Source organism: Allobosea sp. CRIB-10 (assembly GCF_900112185.1).
Lineage (GTDB): Bacteria > Pseudomonadota > Alphaproteobacteria > Rhizobiales > Beijerinckiaceae > Allobosea.
In genome coordinates, this window is sequence record NZ_FOKP01000041.1 from 1 (window position 1) to 21,600 (window position 21,600).

19 protein-coding genes are annotated in these 21,600 nt (G+C 67.5%); 6 read left to right on the forward strand and 13 right to left on the reverse strand.

Features of this window, described 5'->3' with window-relative positions:
- Positions 1–351 (forward strand): formyltetrahydrofolate deformylase (locus BMZ69_RS29315; RefSeq protein ID WP_139219301.1); only part of this gene is annotated, 351 nt, incomplete at its 5' end.
- A 6-nt stretch (positions 352–357) separates the two neighbouring features.
- On the opposite strand, the gene pyrC is transcribed toward BMZ69_RS29315, so the two are convergent.
- Positions 358–1,452, reverse strand: coding sequence for a dihydroorotase (pyrC, locus tag BMZ69_RS29320; RefSeq protein WP_092163552.1), 1,095 nt, complete (start codon positions 1,450–1,452; stop codon positions 358–360).
- A gap of 239 nt (positions 1,453–1,691) precedes the next feature.
- Here pyrC and BMZ69_RS29325 point away from each other — a divergent pair, with 239 nt between their 5' ends.
- Positions 1,692–2,402 carry an orotate phosphoribosyltransferase gene (locus tag BMZ69_RS29325; protein WP_092163553.1) on the forward strand — a complete coding sequence of 237 codons (711 nt, stop codon included), beginning with the start codon at positions 1,692–1,694 and terminating at the stop codon, positions 2,400–2,402.
- 31 nt (positions 2,403–2,433) lie between these two features.
- Here the strand turns inward: BMZ69_RS29325 and BMZ69_RS29330 are convergent, their stop codons facing one another.
- The 10 genes from BMZ69_RS29330 to BMZ69_RS29375 all read right to left on the reverse strand — a co-directional run bounded on the left by BMZ69_RS29330 (position 2,434) and on the right by BMZ69_RS29375 (position 14,072).
- Entirely contained in the window at positions 2,434–3,507 is a 1,074-nt protein-coding gene (locus BMZ69_RS29330) for an ABC transporter substrate-binding protein (RefSeq protein ID WP_092163554.1), read from the reverse strand.
- Positions 3,508–3,600: 93 nt separating this feature from the next.
- A complete protein-coding gene (locus tag BMZ69_RS29335) occupies positions 3,601–4,389 on the reverse strand; it encodes an enoyl-CoA hydratase/isomerase family protein (RefSeq protein ID WP_092163555.1) in 789 nt (262 codons plus the stop codon).
- 33 nt (positions 4,390–4,422) lie between these two features.
- Entirely contained in the window at positions 4,423–5,655 is a 1,233-nt protein-coding gene (locus tag BMZ69_RS29340) for a phenylacetate--CoA ligase family protein (protein WP_092163556.1), read from the reverse strand.
- A gap of 7 nt (positions 5,656–5,662) precedes the next feature.
- Positions 5,663–6,454: an ABC transporter ATP-binding protein gene (locus tag BMZ69_RS29345; protein WP_092163557.1), complete on the reverse strand. Its 792-nt coding sequence runs from the start codon at positions 6,452–6,454 to the stop codon at positions 5,663–5,665.
- 52 nt (positions 6,455–6,506) lie between these two features.
- Positions 6,507–7,769: an ABC transporter substrate-binding protein gene (locus BMZ69_RS29350; RefSeq protein ID WP_175507037.1), complete on the reverse strand. Its 1,263-nt coding sequence runs from the start codon at positions 7,767–7,769 to the stop codon at positions 6,507–6,509.
- A gap of 37 nt (positions 7,770–7,806) precedes the next feature.
- Entirely contained in the window at positions 7,807–8,880 is a 1,074-nt protein-coding gene (locus BMZ69_RS29355; protein WP_092163559.1) for a branched-chain amino acid ABC transporter permease, read from the reverse strand.
- Between the two features lie 4 nt (positions 8,881–8,884).
- The gene (locus BMZ69_RS29360) at positions 8,885–9,772 is read right to left on the reverse strand and encodes a branched-chain amino acid ABC transporter permease (protein WP_092163560.1); all 888 of its coding nucleotides are present in this window, start codon (positions 9,770–9,772) and stop codon (positions 8,885–8,887) included.
- A 217-nt stretch (positions 9,773–9,989) separates the two neighbouring features.
- Complete coding sequence (locus BMZ69_RS29365; RefSeq protein ID WP_244543616.1) at positions 9,990–11,912, reverse strand: AMP-dependent synthetase/ligase; 1,923 nt, start codon at positions 11,910–11,912, stop codon at positions 9,990–9,992.
- A 26-nt stretch (positions 11,913–11,938) separates the two neighbouring features.
- Positions 11,939–12,778: an ABC transporter ATP-binding protein gene (locus BMZ69_RS29370; protein ID WP_092163562.1), complete on the reverse strand. Its 840-nt coding sequence runs from the start codon at positions 12,776–12,778 to the stop codon at positions 11,939–11,941.
- A 331-nt stretch (positions 12,779–13,109) separates the two neighbouring features.
- Complete coding sequence (locus BMZ69_RS29375; RefSeq protein WP_092163563.1) at positions 13,110–14,072, reverse strand: NAD(P)H-dependent flavin oxidoreductase; 963 nt, start codon at positions 14,070–14,072, stop codon at positions 13,110–13,112.
- Between the two features lie 190 nt (positions 14,073–14,262).
- On the opposite strand from BMZ69_RS29375, the gene BMZ69_RS31410 reads away from it, so the two are divergent.
- Entirely contained in the window at positions 14,263–14,994 is a 732-nt protein-coding gene (locus BMZ69_RS31410; protein ID WP_175507038.1) for a TetR/AcrR family transcriptional regulator, read from the forward strand.
- Positions 14,995–15,141: 147 nt separating this feature from the next.
- On the opposite strand, the gene BMZ69_RS29390 is transcribed toward BMZ69_RS31410, so the two are convergent.
- Together BMZ69_RS29390 and BMZ69_RS29395 are read right to left on the reverse strand one after the other, a co-directional pair.
- Positions 15,142–16,026 (reverse strand): SDR family oxidoreductase, encoded by an 885-nt coding sequence (locus tag BMZ69_RS29390; RefSeq protein ID WP_092163564.1) that lies wholly within the window; start codon positions 16,024–16,026, stop codon positions 15,142–15,144.
- Complete coding sequence (locus BMZ69_RS29395; RefSeq protein WP_210188121.1) at positions 16,019–17,230, reverse strand: acyl-CoA dehydrogenase family protein; 1,212 nt, start codon at positions 17,228–17,230, stop codon at positions 16,019–16,021. The genes BMZ69_RS29390 and BMZ69_RS29395 overlap by 8 nt, the downstream gene beginning before the upstream one ends.
- 248 nt (positions 17,231–17,478) lie before the next feature.
- Between BMZ69_RS29395 and BMZ69_RS29400 the strand changes: the two genes are divergently transcribed.
- Genes BMZ69_RS29400 through BMZ69_RS29410 form a run of 3 tightly spaced genes read left to right on the forward strand, consistent with a single transcriptional unit; the run spans position 17,479 to position 21,598 of the window.
- Entirely contained in the window at positions 17,479–18,261 is a 783-nt protein-coding gene (locus BMZ69_RS29400; RefSeq protein ID WP_244543617.1) for an enoyl-CoA hydratase-related protein, read from the forward strand.
- 5 nt (positions 18,262–18,266) lie between these two features.
- Complete coding sequence (locus BMZ69_RS29405; RefSeq protein ID WP_211200698.1) at positions 18,267–20,102, forward strand: acyclic terpene utilization AtuA family protein; 1,836 nt, start codon at positions 18,267–18,269, stop codon at positions 20,100–20,102.
- Positions 20,102–21,598 (forward strand): acetyl-CoA carboxylase biotin carboxylase subunit, encoded by a 1,497-nt coding sequence (locus BMZ69_RS29410; protein WP_092163588.1) that lies wholly within the window; start codon positions 20,102–20,104, stop codon positions 21,596–21,598. Before BMZ69_RS29405 ends, BMZ69_RS29410 begins: the two co-directional genes overlap by 1 nt.
- The last annotated feature ends 2 nt before the right edge of the window (positions 21,599–21,600 follow it).

Below are 21,600 nucleotides of genomic sequence, written 5' to 3' on the forward strand. Positions count from 1 at the left end.
GCCCGCTATATGCAGATCCTCTCGGACGGGCTCTCGGCCAAGCTCGCCGGGCGCTGCATCAACATCCACCACTCGTTCCTGCCGGGCTTCAAGGGTGCCAAGCCCTATCATCAGGCGCATGAGCGCGGGGTGAAGCTGATCGGCGCGACCGCGCACTACGTCACCTCGGACCTCGACGAAGGGCCGATCATCGAGCAGGACGTCGAGCGCATCAGCCATCGCGACACGCCCGACGATCTCGTGCGCAAAGGCCGCGACATCGAGCGGCGCGTGCTGGCACGGGCCGTCTCGCACCATCTGGAAGACCGCATCGTGCTCAACGGCAAGAAGACGGTGGTGTTTACGGATTGAGGGGCGTCAGCCCCTCACCTCTCCGAGCGACCAGGGCAGTTCCTCGCCACCGCGGAAGACGACCACGTCCTCTTCGCCGACTGCGACGGCAGGCGAGACCCGGCAGGGCCGCTTCTCCAGCGTGATCGTGCCCTCGTTGAGCGGCAGGCCGTAGAAGCGCGCCCCGTTCTCCGAGGCGAAGGCCTCGAAATGGGGAAGCGCACCCTCCTCGTCGAAGACCTGGACATAGGTCTGGAGCGCGGTGGCGCCGCCGAAGACGCCGGCCGAGCAGCATTCGGCTTGCTTGGCGCTGCGCAGATGCGGTGCGGTGTCGGTGCCGATGAAGAAATTTCCGTCGCCCGCAGTCACCGCCTTGCGCAAAGCGAGGCGATGGCGCTCGCGCTTGGCAACCGGCAGGCAGTAGAGATGCGGCCTGAGGCCGCCCTGGAAGATCGAGGTGCGGTTGAGGATCAGGTGGTGCGGCGTCACCGTCGCCGCTGCCCGGCCGGCATGGGCGCGCACCAGTTCGACGGTCTCGGCGGTGGTGACATGCTCGACCACGACCTTGAGACCCTGGTGCCGCTTGAGCAGCGGCAGCATCTCGGCCTCCATGAACACCGCCTCGCGGTCGAAGATGTCGACGGCCGGGTCGGTGGCCTCGCCATGGACGAGGACCGGCATGCCGATCTTTTCCATCCGCTCCAGCACCGGGGCGAGCTTCGGTATATCGGTGACGCCGTGATGGGCGTTGGTGGTGGCCCCCGCCGGATAAAGCTTCGCGGCGGCCCAGACGCCTTCCTTGAAGCCACGCTCGATCTCATCCGGATTGGTCGTGTCGGTGAGATAGCAGGTCATCAGCGGAATGAAATCGTTGCCATCGGGCCGCGCCGCGAGGATGCGCTCGCGATAGGCGTTAGCCGCGTCCACGGATGTCACCGGCGGCACCAGGTTCGGCATGATGATGCCGCGCTTGAACTGGGCGGCGGTGAAGGGCAGCACCGCCTTCAGCATGGCGCCGTCGCGCAGGTGGACGTGCCAGTCGTCCGGGCGGCGGATCGTCAGCGTCTCGAAAGTGCCGGCGGCCTTGGCTTCCGTGCTGCCGAAAAGTTCCGTGACGCTCATGCCCTGCCCCTGTGCTGACTTGCCCGCCGAGCGAATCCACCGAGGGGCTGGCCCTTCCATAACCGCCTTGGCGAGGCGGCGCGAGCACATCCGAGCAATCATGCCGGGGACAGCGCACAGCGGGGATTGACCTTCACCGGCAACCTGTCGAGAAGGGGCCGTTTGCGAATTCGACACGAGCCGCGCCAACGCCTGCAAACGGTGAAGGCTGGCGCGCGCTGGCCCTGGAGACCAAGACCATGCCCAATCTCTACATGCCGGTCGACCGGGAGACCATCGCGCTCGAAGCGGCCAAGATGCTGCTCGAGATCAAGGCGGTCCACTTCTACAAGGACAAGCCCTTCATCTTCACCTCCGGCTGGGCGAGCCCGGTCTATATCGACTGCCGCAAGATCATCTCCTTCCCGCGTTTGCGCTCCTCGCTGATCGACTTTGCCGCGACCACCATCGTGCGCGACATCGGCTATGAATCGATCGACATCGTCGCCGGTGGCGAGACGGCCGGCATTCCTTTCGCCGCCTGGATCTCCGATCGCCTGTCGCTGCCGATGCAATATGTCCGCAAGAAGCCCAAGGGCTTCGGCCGCAATGCGCAGATCGAGGGCGAGGTGGTCGAGGGTGCGCGCACTTTGCTGGTCGAGGACCTCGCCACGGATGGCGGCAGCAAGGTCAACTTCTGCAAGGCGCTGCGCGACGCCGGCGCCAAGGTCGATCACTGTTTCGTGCTGTTCTACTACGACATCTTCCCGCAGGGGCGCGCGATGATGCAGGAGATCGGCGTCGGCCTGCACTACCTCACCACCTGGTGGGACGTGCTCAAGGTCGCCAAGGCGAGCGGCCATTTCGAGCCGAAGGTGCTGGCCGAGGTCGAGCGTTTCCTCAACGAGCCGGCCAAATGGTCGGCCGCGCATGGCGGCATCTCGGACTTCAACCAGGCCAAGACCGGCTGAAGATCCAAAATCAGCTGCACTACGCAGGCTCTCAGCCAGCGTGCAGCACGCGAAAGCGATCGGGCTCGACCGGATCCCGATCGACGACCTGGATCGGTGGCCAAGCCCATTGCCAGACGCCGACGTCCGGCACGCGCGAGAAGCTGATCCGCCCGCGCGTGCCTTCGACCGACAGCTCCAACCAGGCCTGCGCCAGGCGTCCCCGCTCCGGGCCATGGGAGCGCATCATCGCGGCAAGAACGGTGATCGTGTCATAGCCCTCGAAGGCGACGAAGGACGGCGCCTGCGCAAGCTGCTGGCGCAGGGCCGCCTCGACTCGCAGACCGAGCGGCGGAAGCTGCTCCGGCAAATAGCGCAGGAACGGGATCGCGGCCCCGTCCTCGCCCAGCAACGCCAGCCATGCGGGCAGCTCCGGCGGCCCGGCCGGCGCGCCGATCAGGACGCCGCCAAGGCGCGGGTCGCGGCGGACGGCCCTGACGATCGAGACCGCCGGCTCGGGATGGCCGACCAGGAGCAGCAGGGCCGTGGCGCCCTTGCCGGCGAGTTCGTCACAGAGCGCGGCAGGCGTGAACGAGTTCATCTCGAACTCCATGACGCTCCCACCGCGTGGCGTGATGTAGTCCCGCAGGATGCGCGTCCCCGAGGCCCAGTAGACGCTCGGGACGGTTGCGACGGCGATCCGCTGATGCCCCAAGCCTAGCAGGAACTCGGCATAGAGCCGCCAGCCGCGGGACTGCGCCGGGGCGATCCGGGCAACCCAGTCCGTCGGCTGCTCGGTGAGCGCATCGAGGACCGCCGAGGAGCAGAGGAACGGCAGGTGCAGCGCATCGGCCCTGGCCGCAGCGGCGCGGGCGACGACGCTGTGGTACTCCCCGGCAAGGGCGACGATGCCCAGACCGGCCAGTTCATCGACGGCGGCCACCGCCTTCTGTGGATCGGCCGCGGTGTCGCGCACGATCAACTCGAGCGGCCTTCCGGCGATCCCGCCGGAGCCGTTGACCTCGGCGATAGCAAGTTCGATCCCGGCGAGCAGGTGCTGGCCGGCCTCGACCCAGCCGGGTGGCGACAGCGGAGCCAGGGCACCGATCCGAATAGGCATGGTCATGCGCCGACATCTCCCGGCCAACGGTTCGGCCGCACTATGCCGGGAACGCGCCCATGGACGTCAGTAGCGTAAGCGCAGCGCGCCCAACCGATCTCAGAAGGCCGGCGGGCGGCGGTCAAAGAAGGCGGCGATGCCCTCGCGGAAATCCGCCGTGCCGGCATTGGCGACGAAGTTCTGCTTCTCCAGGTCGAGCTGTGCGTCGAAGGAGCCATGAGTCGCGGCCTGGACCAGCGCCTTGCTTGCCCTTTGCGCGCCGACGCTGCCGCGAGCGAGCTTTTCCGCCATGGCTCGCGCCACCGCCATCAGCTCGTCCGTCGGCACGACGCGGTTGACCAGGCCGAGCTGGAGCGCGGTCTGGGCATTCATCGCCTGGTTGAGCAGCACGAATTCCAGCGCCCGGCGCGGGCCGAGCAACTGCGTCAACGTCCAGGTGGTGCCGCCATCGGGGCTGGTGCCGAGCTTGGTATAGGCCGAGAGGAAGCTCGCATCCTCTGCCGCCATCACGAGGTCGCAGGCGAGCGCCAGCCCGACGCCGCCGCCGGCGACCGGCCCTTGCACCGCGGCAATGACAGGCTGCGGCATCGCCTTGATCAGGCGCATCAGCGTGTGGAAGCGGTCGATCAGCTTCGTCGCGGTCTGCGGGGCGCCCGGAAGGTCAGCCTGGAAGCGGGCGAGATCACCGCCCGCCATGAACGACCGCCCTGCCCCCGCCAGGACGACGGCGCGGATCGTTTGATCTGCGGCGAGCCCGGAGAAGGCTGCGACCAGCCCATCGGCCATCGCTTCGTCGAGGACGTTGAGCACCTTGGGACGGTTCATGGTGACGGTCAGGATCGGGCCCTGCCGCTGCGTGATCACCACCTCGTCTGCCGCATCGCTCATCGTCTCGTCCCCATCCTGTCCGCGTCATGAGCCTCAGCCCGGCGGCCTCGTATCGTCGATAACCTTGCCGTCGCTCGGCAATGTCCCCGGCGCCACCAATTCGACCGTGCCGCTCAACTTGAAGACCTCGCGGACGGAAGCCTTCACTGTCTCGGCCAGTTCTGAACTCAATGCAGTGGCTTCGGCCCTAAAACACATCGCATCCGTCTCGCCGGCCCGCGTCACCACCAGCCGGCAGCGACCAAGCTCGGGATGGCGCGCGGCGACCACCGCGACCTGCTCGGGCCGGACGAACATGCCCTTGACCTTGGCCGACTGATCCGCCCGGCCGAGCCAGCCGCGGATGCGCTGGTTGGTGCGCCCGCAGGGCGACAAGCCCGGCAGCGTCGCGGTGAGATCGCCGACGGCGAAGCGAATCAGCGGTTTCTTCGGATCGAGGATGGTCACAGTGATCTCGCCGACCTCCCCTTCCGCCACCGGCTGGCCGGTACCGGGACGGAGGATCTCGACGATGATGTCCTCGTTGAGCACGAGGCCTTCGCGGGCCGGCGTCTCATAGGCGATGATGCCGCATTCAGCCGTGGCGTAGCATTGATAGGCGTCGATGCCGCGCTCGCGGAACTCGGCCTGCAATGACGGCGGGAAGGCCGCGCCGGAGACCACCGCCCGCTTCAGCGAGGTGAGATCGCGCCCACGCGCCGCGCCGAGATCGAGCAGTATTTTCAGGAAGTCCGGCACGCCGGCATAGAGCGTCGGGCGATAGGCCTCGATCAGGTCGAGCTGGGCGTCGCTATTGCCGGGCCCTGCCGGGATCACGGCGCAGCCGAGCACGCGCGCCCCGGCGTCGAAGCACCAGGCCCCAGGCGTCAGGTGGTAGGAGAAGGTGTTGAGCACGATATCGCGCCAGCCGGCGCCGGTCGCGGCGAGCGCGCGGGCGACCCGCCAGGGATCGTCGTCATGGCTTTCGGGCTCGAAGATCGGCCCCGGCGACATCATCAAGCGGCGATAATCGCTCGGACGGCCCGGTAGCAAACCGCCAAAGGGCGGCTTGCCGCGCTGGGTCGCCGGCAAATCCGACTTGCGCAGCACCGGCAGGCGGGCAAGCGCCGTGCGGTCGGTGATCGCCTCGGGATCGAGGCCGCGCAGATGCTTCCGCCATGAGGGGAGCCGCTGCGCCGCCGCAATCACCTGCGGCAGCCGGTTGAACAGGTCGGCCTCGCGGCGCGCCGGTGCGCGGGTCTCCAGCCGGTCGTAGTGCTTGCCCATGACGGCCTCAGGCGAGCCAGCGCTTGCGGCGCCGGTAATGCTTGACCGCGTGGTAGTCGACCTTCTGATGACCGCCGAGATAGGCGTCGGCGACGTCGGGATTAGCGCTCAGCACGGCGGCCTCGCCGCTCATCAGGATGCGGCCGTTCTCGATCAGGTAGCCGTAATGGGCGATCTCCAGCGCCGCCGTGGCGTTCTGCTCGACCAGCAGCACGGCGACGCCGTCGCGCGCGTTGACGTTACGGACGATGTCGAAGATCTCGTCGACGAGGAAGGGCGCGAGGCCAAGGCTCGGCTCGTCGAGCATCAGCAGGCGCGGCTCGGTCATCAGCGCGCGGGCGATCGCCAGCATCTGCTGCTCGCCGCCGGAGAGATAGCCGGCCTCGGCCTTGGCCCTCTGGGCGAGACGCGGGAAGGTCTCGAACATCCGGTCGATCAGCGCCGTGACATGGCCGCGCTCGCGATGCATGGTCGCGGCCGCGATCAGATTCTCCTTCGGCGTCAGATGGCCGAACACACGCCGCCCCTCCAGCACATGAACGATGCCCAGGCGCACGCGATCGGGCGGGTCGACGGCGAGGATCGAGCGGCCGTCGAAGCTGATCTCGCCGCGCGTGACCGCGCCGCGCTCGGGCTTGAGCAGACCCGAGATCGACTTCAACACCGTGCTCTTGCCGGCGCCGTTGGCGCCGAGAACGGCGACGAGCCCCTTCTCGGGCACCTCGATCGAGACGCCGCGCACCGCGAGGAAGACCTGATCGTAGACGATCTCGATATTGTTCAGCGCCAGCAACGTCATCGGCCCGATCCGAAAAGGGGCGGTGCGGAAGACCCGCGCCGCCCGCGCAGAGTCATTTCCCGGACTTCTTGAACTCTTCCGAGTTCTTGCGGATCTCCTCCCAGACCACGTCCTGGTTGGCGGAGTACCAGTCGGTGATCGGCACGAACTTGGCGCCGTCCCAGCGCGCGATCCGGCCCATGCCGCCGCCCTGGTGGTCGTCCTTGGTGATCGTGGTGGGCGGCAGCAGGCCGTCGGCGGTGAAGTTGGTGATCGAGCGCAAGCCTTCGTTGAGCCAGGGGCCGGTAACCGGGCCGTTCGGCGCCTTCTCGGCCGCCCTGCGCACGCCCTCGACCATCAGCGTCGCCATCTGGACGCCGTAGTTGTAGTAGGCGGTGCCGACCTTGTTCTCGGGGCCGGCGCCTTTGCCCTTGCCGACGACGTCGGCGAGGATGTCCTTGATCACCTTGGGCTCGCGGCCGCCGACGCAGGGCTCGACCTTCATCACGCCCTTGGCCGCCTCGCGCCCGACCACGTCCATATCGGATTCGGAGAGCCAGACGCTGCCGGAGACGCGGTCCATCGGCAGGCCGTTGCGGATCGCCTCGGTCAGCGCCACCGTCTGGCCGACGCCGGCGCCCCAGAAGATCACGAAATCGGGCCGCGCGCGGCGCACCTGCGGCCAGATCGCCGACTGGTCGTTGCCCGGCGGCGTATAGGGGAAGGCGGTCAGCTCGTAGCCTTCCTTCTTGGCGAGCACGTTGAGGATCGGCAGCGGCTCCTTGCCGAAGGGCGTGTCGATGTGGACGAAGACGATCTTCTTGCCCTTGAGGCTGCCCTTCTCGGTCTTCTTGAACTGCTCGATGATCAGGCCGGCCTGGGTCCAGTAATTGATCGAAAGCGGCAGGACATAGGGAAAGGCACTGCCGTCGGCGGCGTCGCTGCGTCCGGAATAGGCCGTGATCATGTTGATCTTGTCTTCAAGCGCGCGCGGCACCAGCGCGCGCGCCACCGGGGTCGAGAGCGGGTCGATCAGCACGGCGCCCTCGCGCTTGCCGCGCTCATAGGCCTCGATCGCCCGCGGCAAATCGTTGGCGTGGTCGGTGATGTCAGCGACGATCTTGTAGCCGCCGACGCCGCCACGGTCGTTGACCAGCGTGAAGTAGTCGCGCTGCCCCTGATTATACTCCGAGGTCACGAAGGTGTAGATGCGGGTGAAGTCCTGCGGCAGCGAGAAGCGGACGATCTTCTCCTGGGCGAAGACGCGGGCCGGCAGGGCAAGCGGCGCGGCCAGCGCAGCCGATCCGGCGATGAAAGAACGGCGATCGAGCGACATCCTGTTTCCTCCAGCCCTGTCGTTGATTGAGGCACCGTCACCGCTGGGCATGGCGGAACGGCCAGACGAGCAAGTAGTTGCGGAAATTCGCGTAGATCTTGGCGAGGCCGAGCGGCTCGTAGAGCAGGAAGCCGATCACCAGCGCGCCGTAGGCCATCAACGGCAGATGGGCGCGCAGGTCGATCGGCAAGGACCAGCCGAACGTGCCGGCGGCGGCGCCGAGCAGGTTGTTGAGCAGGATCGGCGCGAACAGGATCAGCGCCGTCCCGAAGAACGGGCCGAGCACGCTGCCGAGACCGCCGACGATGATCATCGCCAGAATCTGGATCGAGAGCTCGATGTGGAACTGGTCGGGCGAGATCGCCCTGAGATAGGTCACCGCCAGCACCGAGCCGACGACGCCGCCGATGAAGGACGAGACCCAGAAGGCGAGCAGCTTGTAGCGGAAGGTCGAGATACCGAGGATCTGGGCGGCGTAGTCCTTCTCGCGCAGCGCCGCCAGGGCCCGGCCGAAGCTGGTGCGCCGGACGTTCAACATGAACAGCGTGATGACGAGGCAGACGCCGAAGGCGAGGTAATAGGTCGGCAAATCGCCCTGCAGGGGGATGCCGAGGAAGCTGACCGGCGGCACCTGCAGCGTCGCGAGCGAGCCGCCGCTGATCACGGAACTATGCGAGATGACGAAGTCGACGACGTACTGCATGGCGAGCGTCGCCATCGCCAGATAGATGCCCTTCATGCGCAGGGCCGCGCCGCCGAACATCGTGCCGATGGTGGCGCTGAGCAGGCCGCCGGCGATCATCGCGATCTCGAGCGGCACGCCGAGGCGCACCAGATGCACCGAGCCATAGGCGCCGATGCCCATCACTGCGCCATAGCCGAGATGGATCTGGCCGGACCAGCCCATCAGCAGGTTGAGGCCGAGGGCGGCGGAGGTCCAGATCAGCCAGGGCAGGAGATAGCCGGAGACATAGAGCCGGTCGAACAGGAAGGGCGCCGCCAGCAGGATGAGGATGACCGCGATGATCAGGCCACGGTCGAAGCCGAGCGGGAACAGCTGGCGCTCGTCCTGATAGCGCGTGTGGCGGATACCGGCGCGACGATAGAACACGGCGTCAGACCCTCTCGATATGGTGGCGGCCGAACAGGCCGTGCGGCTTGAGCAGGAGCGTCACCAGGATGATCACGGCCGCGACCACGTCGCGCGAGCCGCCGCCGACCAGCGGATCGAGCACGCCGGTGGCGAGGCTCTCGGCGACGCCGACGATGACGCCGGCGACGAGCACGCCGGGGATCGAGTCGAGCCCGCCGAGTATCGCGATGGCGAGCGCCTTGATCAGCAGCAGCGAGAGCGACCAGTCGATGCCCTGTGTACTGCCCCAGAGCACGCCGGCGGCGGTGGCGGAGACGGCAGCGAGGCCCCAGGCGACGGCGATCGCCCGCTCGACCCTGATGCCGACCGACCAGGACGCGGTCTGGTCATCGGCGACGGCGCGCATCACCACGCCGAAGCGCGAGTTGAAGAAGAACAGCGAAAGCAGGATCAGCAGCAGCGAGATCGAACCGCCGATCATTGTCGAGCGGTTGAGCAGGAGCTCGCCGACGAAGAGCGGCTGCTGCGGCAGGCCGATGTCGAGACGTTTCACAGCCGCACCGAAGATGCCCGGCAGCAGGCCGCGCAGCATGATCTCCACGCCGAGCGTCAGCATGATCGTCATGATCACCGGCTGGCCGATCATCCGGCGCAGCGCGACGCGCTCCATCAGCAGGCCGAAGCCGAACATGCCGACGAGCGCAACGGGGATCGCCAGCCACATCGGCAGGCCGACCAGGGTCGCGAGCGCCCAGGTGACGTAGCCGCCGGTCATGGCGATCGCGCCCTGGGCGAGATTGGCAGTGCCGGAGGTCTTGTAGATCAGCACGATGCCGAGCGAGACCAGCGCATACATCAGGCCGACGAAGACGCCGTTGGTCGAGAGTTCCGCGAGCAGGATCCAGTCCATCAGGGATTCCTCCGCGAAAGACGCGCGGGCAGAACCCCTCCCCCTTGTGGGGAGGGGAAGGGGTGGGGGGCGCAAAGTCGGAACACATTCGCCGAGAGATCGGCCGGTCCGCTTCTACGAGCGGCCTTGCACCCGGTCGTTCGCCCCCCATCCCCATACCCTTCCCCACAAGGGGGAAGGGAGGAGTTCATGTGATCAGCTTTACACAGAGGTCTCATCAGGCGACGACCTCGCTGATCTTGAGCGTCCGCCGGATCACGCCGCGCTCCCCGTTCTCATAGGCGATGGTGGCGTCGAACACGGTCTCGGTCGCCCCGCTGTAGAGCGCCTCGATCAGCGAGGCGTAGGTGGTCTCGATGGTGTTGCGGCGCAGCTTGCGGGTGCGGGTGATCTCGCCGTCGTCGGCGTCGAAATCCTTGTGCAGATTGGAGAAGCGCCGCACGCGCAGGCCGTTGGGCTGCGTGCCGTTGACGTGCCTGACCACCTCGCCGATCAGCGCCTGCACCTCGGGCCGCTGCGAGAGTTCGGCATAGGAGGTGTAGGAGATGCCGCGCTCCTCGGCCCAGTGGCCGACAGCGTCGAAATCGATGCAGACGATGGCGGTGAGCTGGTCGCGCCCGGCGCCGATCACCGCGACATTGCGGATATAGGGGCTGAACTTCAGCCGGTTCTCGATGAAGTTCGGGATGTAGCGCTCGCCGGACGCGGTGCGCACGACCTCGCTGACGCGGCCGAGCACGACGAGCTGGCCATCCTCGTCGATGCGTCCGGCATCGCCGGTGTGCAGCCAGCCATCGACCAGCGCCTTGGCGCTGCTTTCTGGGTCGTCATAGTAGCCATCGACCACCGACGAGGAGCGCACCAGGATTTCGCCGCTGTCGTCGATGCGGATCTCGCTGCCTACCATCGGCTTGCCGACCGTGTGCAGCTTGACCTGCCCTTCGGTCTGCGCCGCCGTCAGCGCGCAGGTCTCGGTCTGGCCGTAGAACTGCTTCAGCTTGATGCCGAGCGCCCGGAAGAACAGGAAGGTGTCCTCGCCCAGCGCCTCGCCGCCGGTGAAGGCGCGCTCGGCCCGGCCGAGCCCGAGATGGTCGCGCAGCGGCGCATAGACCAGCACGTTGCCGACCGCGTCGAGCAGCTTTTCCGACAGCGTCAGCGAACCGCCGGACAGGCGCTTGCGCTCGTAGGCGACGGCGCGCTCCATCGTGGTCTCGAACAGCCAGCGCTTGAACGGCGTCGAGTTCTTCATGCCGACCTGGACGCGGGTCAGCATCTGGTCCCAGGCGCGCGGCGCGGCAAGATAGAAGGTCGGCGAGACCTCGCGCAGGTCGCGCATCACCGTTTCCTGGCGCTCGGGGATATTGATCGTCGCCGCCATCATCATGCCGGCGCCAAGCGTGAAGACGAAGTCGCCGACCCAGGCGGTGGGCAGATAGGCGTAGAGTTCCTCGTGCTGATGGAAATAGCCGCTGGCACCGGCATTGAGCAGGCCGCCGGTGACGTTGCGATGGCGCAACGGGATGCCCTTGGGCAGGCCGGTCGTGCCGGAGGAATGCAGCAGCACCGAGATGTCGTCGGCCTGCGGCCCGTCGACGAAACGCCTGATCAGATCGGGCTCGCGCGCCAGCCGCTCGCGGCCCTTCGCGACCAGTGCATCGAGCGACATCAGCCCGGGAAGGTCGTAGCCATCGAGCCCGCGCTCGTCATCGTAGAGGATGGTGGCGACGCGCCCGGTCGCCTCGCGGAGTTGCAGCAGCTTGTCGACCTGCTCCTGATCCTCGGCGATGCCGACTGGCGGCGCGCCATGGCGGGTCGCGACGATCAGCTCCTCCAGCGGCACGTCCGGGAAGACCGGCGACGGGAAAGCGCGCAGCATGTTGGCGGCGAGCATGGCGTAATAGAGCCGCGGGCGGTTGTCGCCGATCACGGTCATCGCAGCTCCGGCGACCAGCCCCGCCTCCTCGAGCCCCGCCGCCATCGTGGCGATCTCCGCGAAGACCTCGCGCCAGTTCTGCTCCTGCCAGATGCCGTAGCGCCGCTCGCGGAAGGCGACCCGGTCGCCGAACTCAGCAGCGTTACGGGCGAGCGCCGCGATCAGCGTCGCCGGCTCGCCATTGGCGGCGACCGGCCAGTGGGCCACCTCCCCGATCCTGCCCGATACCGCCGTCATGCCGTGCTACCGGCCTGGTGGCGCTTGGCGGCGCGCTCGCCGAGATAGGCGCTGACCACGCTCGGATGCGAGATCGCCGCCTGCGGCTCGCCCTCCGAGATCACCTCGCCATAGCTCAGCACGACGACGCGGTCGCAGATCGAGGTCACCACGTCCATGTGGTGCTCGATGATCAGGGTGGTGACGCCGCGGGCCTCGCTCGCATCGAGAATGAAGCGGGCGATGTATTCCTTCTCCTCCTGGTTCATGCCGGCCATCGGCTCGTCCAGGATCAGGAGGCGTGGTTCGGCGACGAGGGCGCGCGCCAGTTCGACGCGCTTCTGCAGGCCGAGCGGAATGACCTCGACCGGCTCGTCGCGGATGTCCTGGAGCTGCATGAACTCGATCATCTCTTCGACGACGCGCCTGTGCGCCAGCTCCTCGCGCTCCGCCCACCACCAGTAGAACAGCGCCCCGAGCGCGCTCGGCTTCATGTGGGTGTGGCGGCCGATCAGGATGTTGTCGAGGACGCTCATACCCTTGAACAGGGCCAGGTTCTGGAAGGTGCGGGCGACACCGCGGGCGGCGACGCGATGCGGCTTCAGCGCCGTGATGTCCTCGCCGAACAGGCTGACCTTGCCGGCATTGGGCGGGTAGAAGCCGGTGATCACATTGACCATCGTGGTCTTGCCCGAACCGTTCGGGCCGACGAGGCCGAGGATCTCGCCCTGGCGAACGTCGAGCGAGACGCCCTTCAGCGCGCGCAGGCCGCCGAAGACGCGCTCGATCCCGGTGCAGGAGAGCGCGACGGGCGCGCCAGCGACGCTCGCGGCGGAACGGTATTGAACCTCATTCATTCGAGACATCCGGAGCAACCGACCGGAAGGCTCCCGCCGGCGATCCCGACCGGGTCATCTGCAGGCGCCCGGCGCACATACGGCGCCGCCGCGCGAACGGCGTTGACTCCCACGGCATCCTCCCCGGCTGCGCTGTCTTGTTATCTCGGTAGGCGTCAGCTCGATGCAGCTAATGAATAGAATTCATCTTGTGCTGTCAACTCTTTTGCCTCCCGGCTTCGATGCCGGTGGCAGCTGTGATTTTCTGCACAACGGTATTCGCGACGGCTCAAGCCCTACTCAGCACCACATGCGTCGCCGGCGCGCTGGAAGTACCCTCAATGAACCGCGCTCAGCCCGAATGAGCAATCGCTCCTCGACATGACAGGCGCGCCGCGCCGGCCAGCACCGCTTCGTATTCATCCGCCAGCCGTCGGCAAAGATCGCCCGCAGTAGGCAGGTCGTCGATCGCGCCGACACCCTGTCCGGCCGCCCAGATATCGCGCCAGGTCTTGGCCTCCGTCGTGCCGAAATCCAAGCTCGCCGGCCTGCTGAAATCGTCGGGATCACGGCCGGCCGCCGCGATGCTCGGCCGCAGGAAATTGCCGGGCACGCCGCTGATCGCCGGCGTGTAGACGATGTCAGCGGCGGAGGCACCGAGCAGCATGTCGCGCAGCGCTTGCGGCGCCATGCTTTCCTGGGTCGCCATGAAACGGGTACCGAGATAGGCCAGATCGGCGCCTGCCATCCGGGCAGCCGCGACCTGCGCGCCAGTGCTCAGCGCGCCACCGAGCACGAGCGTGCCGTCAAAGATCCGGCGGATATCCGCAAGGGCCGCAAAGGGGTTGAGCGGACCGGCATGCCCGCCGGCTCCGGCTGAGACAGCGATCAGCCCGTCGACGCCGGCCTCGGCCGCCTTGGCGGCAAAGGCGAGCGTCGTCACATCGTGAAAGACAAGTCCACCATAGCCTTGCACCGCCTTGATCAGATCGCGGTTGAGGCCGAGCGAGGTGATGACCAGCGGCACCTTGCGCTCGACCACGATGGCGAGATCAGCGTCGAGCCGCGGATTGCTGCGATGGACGACCAGGTTGACGCCGAAGGGCGTGGCCTCGCCAGCATCACCCAGCCGCTCGGCGATCTCGTCGAGCCAGTCGGCGAAGCCGGCAGTGGTCCGTTGATTGAGAGCCGGAAAGCTGCCGACGACGCCATTGCGGCAGCAGGAGACAACGAGATCCGGCCCCGAGATCAGGAACATCGGCGCAGCGATGACCGGAATGCGCAAGCGTCCGGCAAAGGCGGCAGGCAATGGCAATGACCCCTCCCCTAAAGAACCCATACGCATCGGGACGGGCACCCATTCCACAAAGCTGACCTTGCGGCCGAGCCCTTGCCTGGCGCCCGTCGATGATGAATGCTATTTATTAGTGACGACACGCCCCGGCGTGCCGCCGGTCGGCCAGAGGAAGAAACGGCCTGCCGCTTCGCCTCAGCAAGGATCATCTATGCCGCCCCGCACTGCCCTGAAGCGCCAGGTCAACCGGCTCCCGCCCGAACGGCGCATCTCCGACATCATGGCCGCGGCCAAGGACGTCTTCGTCGAGAAGGGCTACAATGATGCGCTGATCACCGACATCGCTGTGCGTGCCGGCGTGGTCGAGGGCAGCATCTACCGCTTCTTCGCCAATAAGCGCGAATTGCTGGTCAAGGTCGTCGAGCACTGGTTCGAGGAGATGCTGCGCGACGATGCCGAACAGTTCGCCGCGGTGCGCGGCAGCTGGAACCAGATCCGCTTCATCGTCTACACCCACCTCACCTCGATCCATCGCGATCCGGCGCTGTCGCGCCTGATGTTCCAGGAGATCCGGCCGGCGCCCGACTATCGCGGCTCGCATCTGTTCGAGCTCAACCGCGCCTACACAAATCGTCTGGTCGACGTGGTCAAAGCCGGCATCGCTGCCGGCGATCTGCGGCCCGAAACCTCGCCCAGCCTGGTGCGCGACCTCGTCTTCGGCTGCATCGAGCATCGCACCTGGGCCTTCCTGCGCGGTGAAGGCGATTTCGACCCGGCCGAGATGGCTGACGCGATCACCAATCTCGTCCATCACGGCCTGGCCGTCGGCAGCGAGGCGGCTTCCCCGATGGAGAGCGTGGTCGCGCGGCTGGAAACGGCGACGGCCCGGCTGGAAGCAGCGGCCGGAATCGTCCCGGCGAAGTCGTCTCCTCGACGCGGTTGAGAGGGCGTTCAACAATTCAGCCCTCATCCTGAGGAGCGCTCCGCAGGAGTGCGTCTCGAAGGATGGTCCAGATGGTTCCGGAGCCTCCTGGAGCCCCCTTCGAAACGCCGCTGCGCGGCTCCTCAGGGTGAGAGCTGACATCATGGCCTACCCGCCATCGCCGCTGCGGCCCGGACCATCGAAGAAGGCCGGGCGCGGGATCGTCCAGGTCTCGCCCCAGAGCTGCGCCCCGCCGGCGACGTTGAGCACCTCGCCGGTGACATAGGCCGCCGCCGGGCCGCAGAGATAAGCGCAGGCCTCCGCCACCTCCCAGGTCGTCGCGGTGCGCATCATCGGGTTGGAGCGCGGATAGGCCTCGACCTGCGCGGGATCGTAGACGCGCCAGCCCGGCGTCTCGATCGCGCCAGGCGCGATGCAGTTGACCCGGATATCGAGCGGTGCCCATTCCACGGCCAGCGCCTGGGTCAGGCCGACCACGCCGGCGCGCGCCGCGATCGTATGGGCGACGCCATGCAGGCCCTGGCGCGTCACGACGACGATCGAGACGATGCTGCCCGGCCGCCTGGCATCGCGCCAGCGCCGGGCGGCCTCCTGCATCATGTACCAGGTGCCGTTGAGATTGGTGTCGACGACGGCGTTCCAGCCCTTCGTCGAGAAGTCGATCGCCGCCTGGGGGAACTGACCGCCGGCGCTGTTGACGAGGATGTCGATGCCGCCGAACTCGGTGGCGATCCAGTCGTGCAGCGCCCCGATCGTCGCGGGATCGCGGACATTCACCGTCCTGCCCGCCGCCTTCAGCCCGGCGGCGCGCATCGCCTCAGCCGCCGCCTCCAGCCTGCCCTCGTCGCGCCCGGCGATGACCACCTGCGCACCGAGCCGGCCGAGCAGCCAGGCCGTGGCGCGGCCGATACCGCCGGCGCCGCCTGAGATCAGGACGGTCTTGCCGGCGAAGGCCTCCGGCCCGTAGACCGTCGGCAGTTTGGCGAGATCGGCATCGACCAGCCCGAACTCGCGGGGATCGGCCTCAGCCATGGCGCTCCATCCCCTTCAGCAATTCGCCGGCGATGATCATCTTGCGGACTTCGGTGGTGCCAGCGCCGATCTCGAGCAGCTTGGTGCTGCGGAAGAGCCGGTTGATCTCGGATTCCCAGATATAGCCGGCGCCGCCATGGACCTGCACGGCCTTGTCGAGGACATCGTGGCAGGCCTGCGCCGCATACATCACCGAGGCCGCGGTCAGGCGGTGGATGTCGCCGCGCCCGCCGCCGCCGACTTCGAGAGGAGCCGCCTCGGCCAAGGTGCGATAAGTGAAGCTGCGCATGGTCTCGACCAGCACATACATCTCGGCCAGCATCGACTGGACCATCTGGAAGGCGCCGATCGGCTTGCCGAACTGCTTGCGCGTCCGGGCGTAGTCGATCGAGAGCTCGAGCGCCCGCTCGGCGACGCCGAGGCAGAGCGGCGAAATCATCGCCCGCTCCAGATCGAGCCCGCTCATCACGATCGCGACGCCCTGGTTCTCGGCGCCGACGAGATTGGCGGCCGGGACACGGCAATCCTCGAACAGCAATTCCGCGGTCTGGCTGCCGCGATAGCCCATCTTCACCAGCTTCTGCGCCACCTTGAAGCCGGGAAAACCCTTCTCGACGATGAATGCCGAGATGCCGTGCGCGCCACGCTCCTTGTCGGTCTTGGCGTAGACCAGCAGCACGTCGGCGACCGGGCCGTTGGTGATGTAGATCTTGCTGCCGTTGAGGATGTAGTGATCGCCCTCGCGGCGCGCGGTGGTGCGCATCGAGCCGAGCGCGTCCGACCCCGCCCCCGGCTCGGTCAGGCCGAGCGCGCCGATCATCTTCCCCGAGCAGAGATCGGGCAGGTACTTCCGGCGCTGCTCCTCATTGCCGTTGCGATAGATGTTGTTGGCGCAGAGGTTGTCATGGGCGACGACCGAGAGCGCCATGGCGTGGTTCCAGCGGCTGAAGCCCTGCAGGACCAGCCCGGCCTGAAGCAGGTCGAGCCCCGCCCCGCCATATTGCTCGGGGATCGTTGCGCCCAAGAAACCGTTGGCGCCGATCTGGCGGAAAGCCTCGTCCGGCCACCACTCCTCGTCGTCCATGCGCCGCGACAGCGGATAGAGCTCGGCGCGTGCATAGCGGTCGGCACCGTCGAGAATGGCGTTCTGCTCCTCGTCGAGGCCGAAGGCGTTGGCGCGGTTGCTACCGGTTACGGCATTCACGTCGATCTCCTCCCTCGCCTCGTCACGCAGCGTGCGGGCGCTCGGCCATTCAGCCTCGAATATTATTGAGGCCATTTCATCAGTGGCGAACCCTGCTGTCAACGTGGCGATGATGCAGTAAAATCGAATAATCCATTTGCGCAATCGGCCATGCACGTCAGGTGTGGCATCGCTATTGACACCTCAAATGAATTGAAATCATTTATTGGATGAAGGCTCCTTCAGCGAGCCGCGCAGGGACGGAACCCGTGAGCGAAGAGGTCATCACCCGACGCGAGGGCGCGGCGCTGGTCGTCACGATCAATCGCGAGAGCCGCCGCAACGCCCTGAACGAGGCGGTTGCCGAGGGGATAGTTACCGCGCTCGACCAGGCCGAGGCCGATCCGCAGGTGCGTGCCGTCATCCTGACCGGGGCTGGCGACAAGGCCTTCTGCGCCGGCGGCGACCTCAAGCCGAATGCGGACGGAACGCCCTTCACCATCGAGGCGGCCGATCCCCGCCACTACGTCGCCGCCCTGCTGCGCCGGATGGATGCATGCCGGCTGCCACTGGTGGCGCGGGTCAACGGCCATGCACTGGCCGGCGGCTTCGGCCTGGTCTGCGCCTGCGATCTGGTGGTGGCGCGCGACGATGTCCTGCTCGGAGTGACCGAGGTCAAGGTCGGGCTCTTCCCGATGATGATCCTGCCCTATCTGATGCGGGTCCTGCCCTATCGCCGATTGATGGAGCTCTGCCTGACCGGCGAGACCATCAAGGCGGGCAATCCCGAGGCCGGCGCGATCATCAACTACGCGGTGCCGGCCGCTGAGCTCGACGCCAAGACGGCGTGGCTGGTCGGCCGCCTCGTCGACAAGTCGCCGACCGGCATCCGCCTGGGCAAGCAAAGCCTCGCCAAGATCAGGGAGATGTCGACGGACGCGGCGCTCGAATACGCCCAGTTCATGCTGGCCAACATGGCCCGTACCGAGGATGCGCGCGAGGGCTTCGCCGCCTTCGCGGAAAAGCGTCCGCCGGCCTGGACCGGGCGGTGAGCGCCATGGTGGCGACAATGCGCGAGAGCATCCGCATCGGCTGCGGCGCCGGCTTCTGGGGCGACAGCCCGGAGGGGCCGCGCCAGCTCGTCCGCCAGGGCGGTATCGATTATCTCGTGCTCGACTATCTGGCCGAAATCACCATGTCGATCCTCGCCCGAATGAAGGCGAAGAATCCGGCGCTCGGCTATGCCACCGACTTCGTCTCGCTGGTGATGAAGCCGCTCGCCCGCGAGATCGCAGAGAAGCGCATCCGCGTCGTCACCAATGCCGGCGGCGTCAATCCGGAAGGCTGCCACGACGCCCTGCTCGCCGCCTTCAAGGAAGTCGGTGTCGACCTCAAGGTCGCGATCGTCACCGGCGACGATCTCTCGGGCGAGGCCGAGCGCCTGCGCGCTGCCGGCGTCACCGAGATGTTCTCCGGCGCGCCCTTCCCCGACAGGATCGCCAGCATCAACGCCTATCTCGGTGCCTTCCCGATCGCGGCGGCGCTCGCGGCGGGCGCCGATGTCGTGGTGACCGGGCGCTGCGTCGACTCGGCCGTGGTGCTCGGCCCGCTGATCCATGAATTCGGCTGGACGCCGGAGGATTACGACCGGCTCTCGGCCGGGAGTCTGGCCGGCCACATTCTCGAATGCGGCGCGCAGGCGACCGGCGGCATCGTCACCGACTGGCGCGAGGTCGCGGCCGACTGGGCCGATATGGGCTTCCCCTTCGCCGATTGCCGCGCCGATGGCAGCTTTGAGATCGGCAAGCCTGAGGGAACCGGCGGGCGCGTCACCCCTTCAACCATCGCCGAGCAGGTGGTCTACGAGGTCGGCGATCCCGCCGCCTATATGCTGCCGGATGTCTGTTGCGACTGGTCGCAAGTAAGGCTCGAAGCCGCCGGCCCCGATCGCGTACGGGTCTCCGGCGCGCGCGGGCGGGCGCCATCCAACAGCTACAAGGTCAGCGCCACCTATGCCGACGGCTATCGCTGCGCGACGACGATGATGATCGTCGGCGACGATGCGGCCGAGCGGGCCAAAGCAGTCGCCAGCGCAATCCTTACCCGCTGCGGCCGGCTGATCCGCGAGGCCGGTTTCCCGGATTTCGCCGAGACCTCGGTCGAGGCGCTCGGTGCCGAGGCGAGCTATGGCGCCCAAAGCCGGGCGCGGGCGACGCGCGAGGTCGTGCTCAAGATCGGCGTGCGCCATCCCGCCAAGGAGGCGCTGCAGATCTTCGCCCGCGAGATCTACCCGGCCGCAACCGCGATGGCACAGAGCCTGACCGGTTTCGCCGGCGGCCGGCCCGAGCCGCAGCCGGTGATCCGGCTGTTCTCCTTCCTGATCGACAAAGCCGAATTGCAGCCGATGGTGAGCCTCGGTCAGACCAACCTGCCTGCGCCGGCGTATGTCCGCGCGGCCGCCACGGACGTTCCCTCCCCCGCCCGCATAGCTGCGGATGTTGCGGAGGCCGCCGGCGAAATGGCGACCGTCCCGCTTGTCGCCCTCGCCTTCGGCCGCAGCGGCGACAAGGGCGACATCGCCAATATCGGCGTGATCGCGCGCGACGCCGCCTTCCTGCCCTGGTTGCGTCGAGCGCTGGCGCCGGAGGCGGTCGGCCAGCACTTCGCCCACCATGTCGCCGGCAGGGTCGAGCGCTTCGACTGGCCGGGCCTGGGCGGCTTCAACCTCGTGATGCACCGCGCGCTCGGCGGCGGCGGCATCGCCTCGCTCCGCCATGATCCGCAGGGCAAGGCGATGGCGCAGGTCCTGATGAGCCTGCCGGTGCCGGTCCCCGCCGCCTGGCTCGCACCGGGCGGCCCCCTTTACAGCCTCAAGATCACAGGCGACGCATGATGACCGCTCCGGACGACAACCCGCCGTTCCGCAAGGTGCTGATCGCCAATCGCGGCGAGATCGCCTGCCGGGTGATCCGGACCTTGCGCGAGATGGGCATCGCCTCGGTCGCGATCCATCATCCGGTCGAAGCCCGCGCCCGGCATGTGCGCGAGGCCGATCAGGCGATCGAGATTTGGGGCGAGACCCCGGTCGCGGCCCATCTCGACATCGCCCAGATCGTCGAGGCCGCCCGTGGGATCGGGGCCGATGCGATCCATCCCGGCTATGGCTTCCTCTCCGAGAATGCGCGCTTTGCCCGCGCCGTCGCCGAGGCCGGGATCACCTTCATCGGCCCGGATGCGGATACGATCGCGCTGATGGGCGACAAGATCTGGGCGCGCCAGTTCGCCGCCGATCATGGCGTGCCGGTGGCGCCCTCGGTGATGCCGACTGAAGACCTTGCCGAGTTCACCCGCCAGGCGACGCAGATCGGCTTTCCGCTGCTGATCAAGGCGGCGGCGGGCGGCGGCGGCAAGGGCATGAGCATCGTGCGCTCGGCCGAGGAGCTGGAAGGCGCCGCCCGCCATGCCGCCAGCGAAGCGCAGCGCTATTTCGGCGACGGGCGGGTCTATGCCGAGCTCTTCGTCGAGCGGCCCCGCCATATCGAGGTGCAGGTCTTCGGCGACGGCAAGGGCGGCGCCATCCACCTGTTCGAGCGCGAATGCTCGGTGCAGCGCCGCTTCCAGAAGATCATCGAGGAAGCCCCGGCCGCCAACCTGCCGGCAGCCTTGCGCGACGAGATATGCGCCTCGGCCGTCCGCCTTGCGGCAGCGGCGAACTACCGCAATGCCGGCACGGTCGAATACATTCTCGGCGCCGACGGACGCTTCTTCTTCCTGGAGATGAACACGCGCCTGCAGGTCGAGCACCCCGTCACCGAGATGATCACCGGGCTCGACCTCGTCCGCCTGCAGATCGAGATCGCCGCCGGGCGCGACCTGCCCTTCGCGCAGGACGAGATCACGGCGAACGGCCATGCCATCGAATGCCGGATCTGCGCCGAGGATCCCGAGCGCGAGTTCCTGCCGGAGACCGGTACGGTCCTGCATCTCGACGCGCCGCAGGCCGCCTATCTGCGCTTCGAGAACGCGCTCGATCGCGGCCAGCGCGTCACCGCCGATTTCGACCCGATGTTGGCCAAGCTCGTCGCCCACGGATCGGACCGGGCCGGCGCGACGCGGCGGGCCATCGCGGCGCTGCATGATCTCGCCCTGCTCGGGGTCAAGACCAATATCGACTATCTCGCCCGCGTGCTCGGCCACCCCGCCTTCGCCGCCGGCGAGCTGCACACCGGCTTCGTCACCCAGCACAAGGCGGAGCTCGCCGCCGCCGAGCCGGATGAAGAGACGCGCGACAAAATCCTGATCGCCGCGGCGCTCGGCCTGCGCGATTTCCGCGACCTTGCCCTCGGCGTGCCCGAGCCGCACGCCTCGATCGGGCATTGGAGGAACTGAGC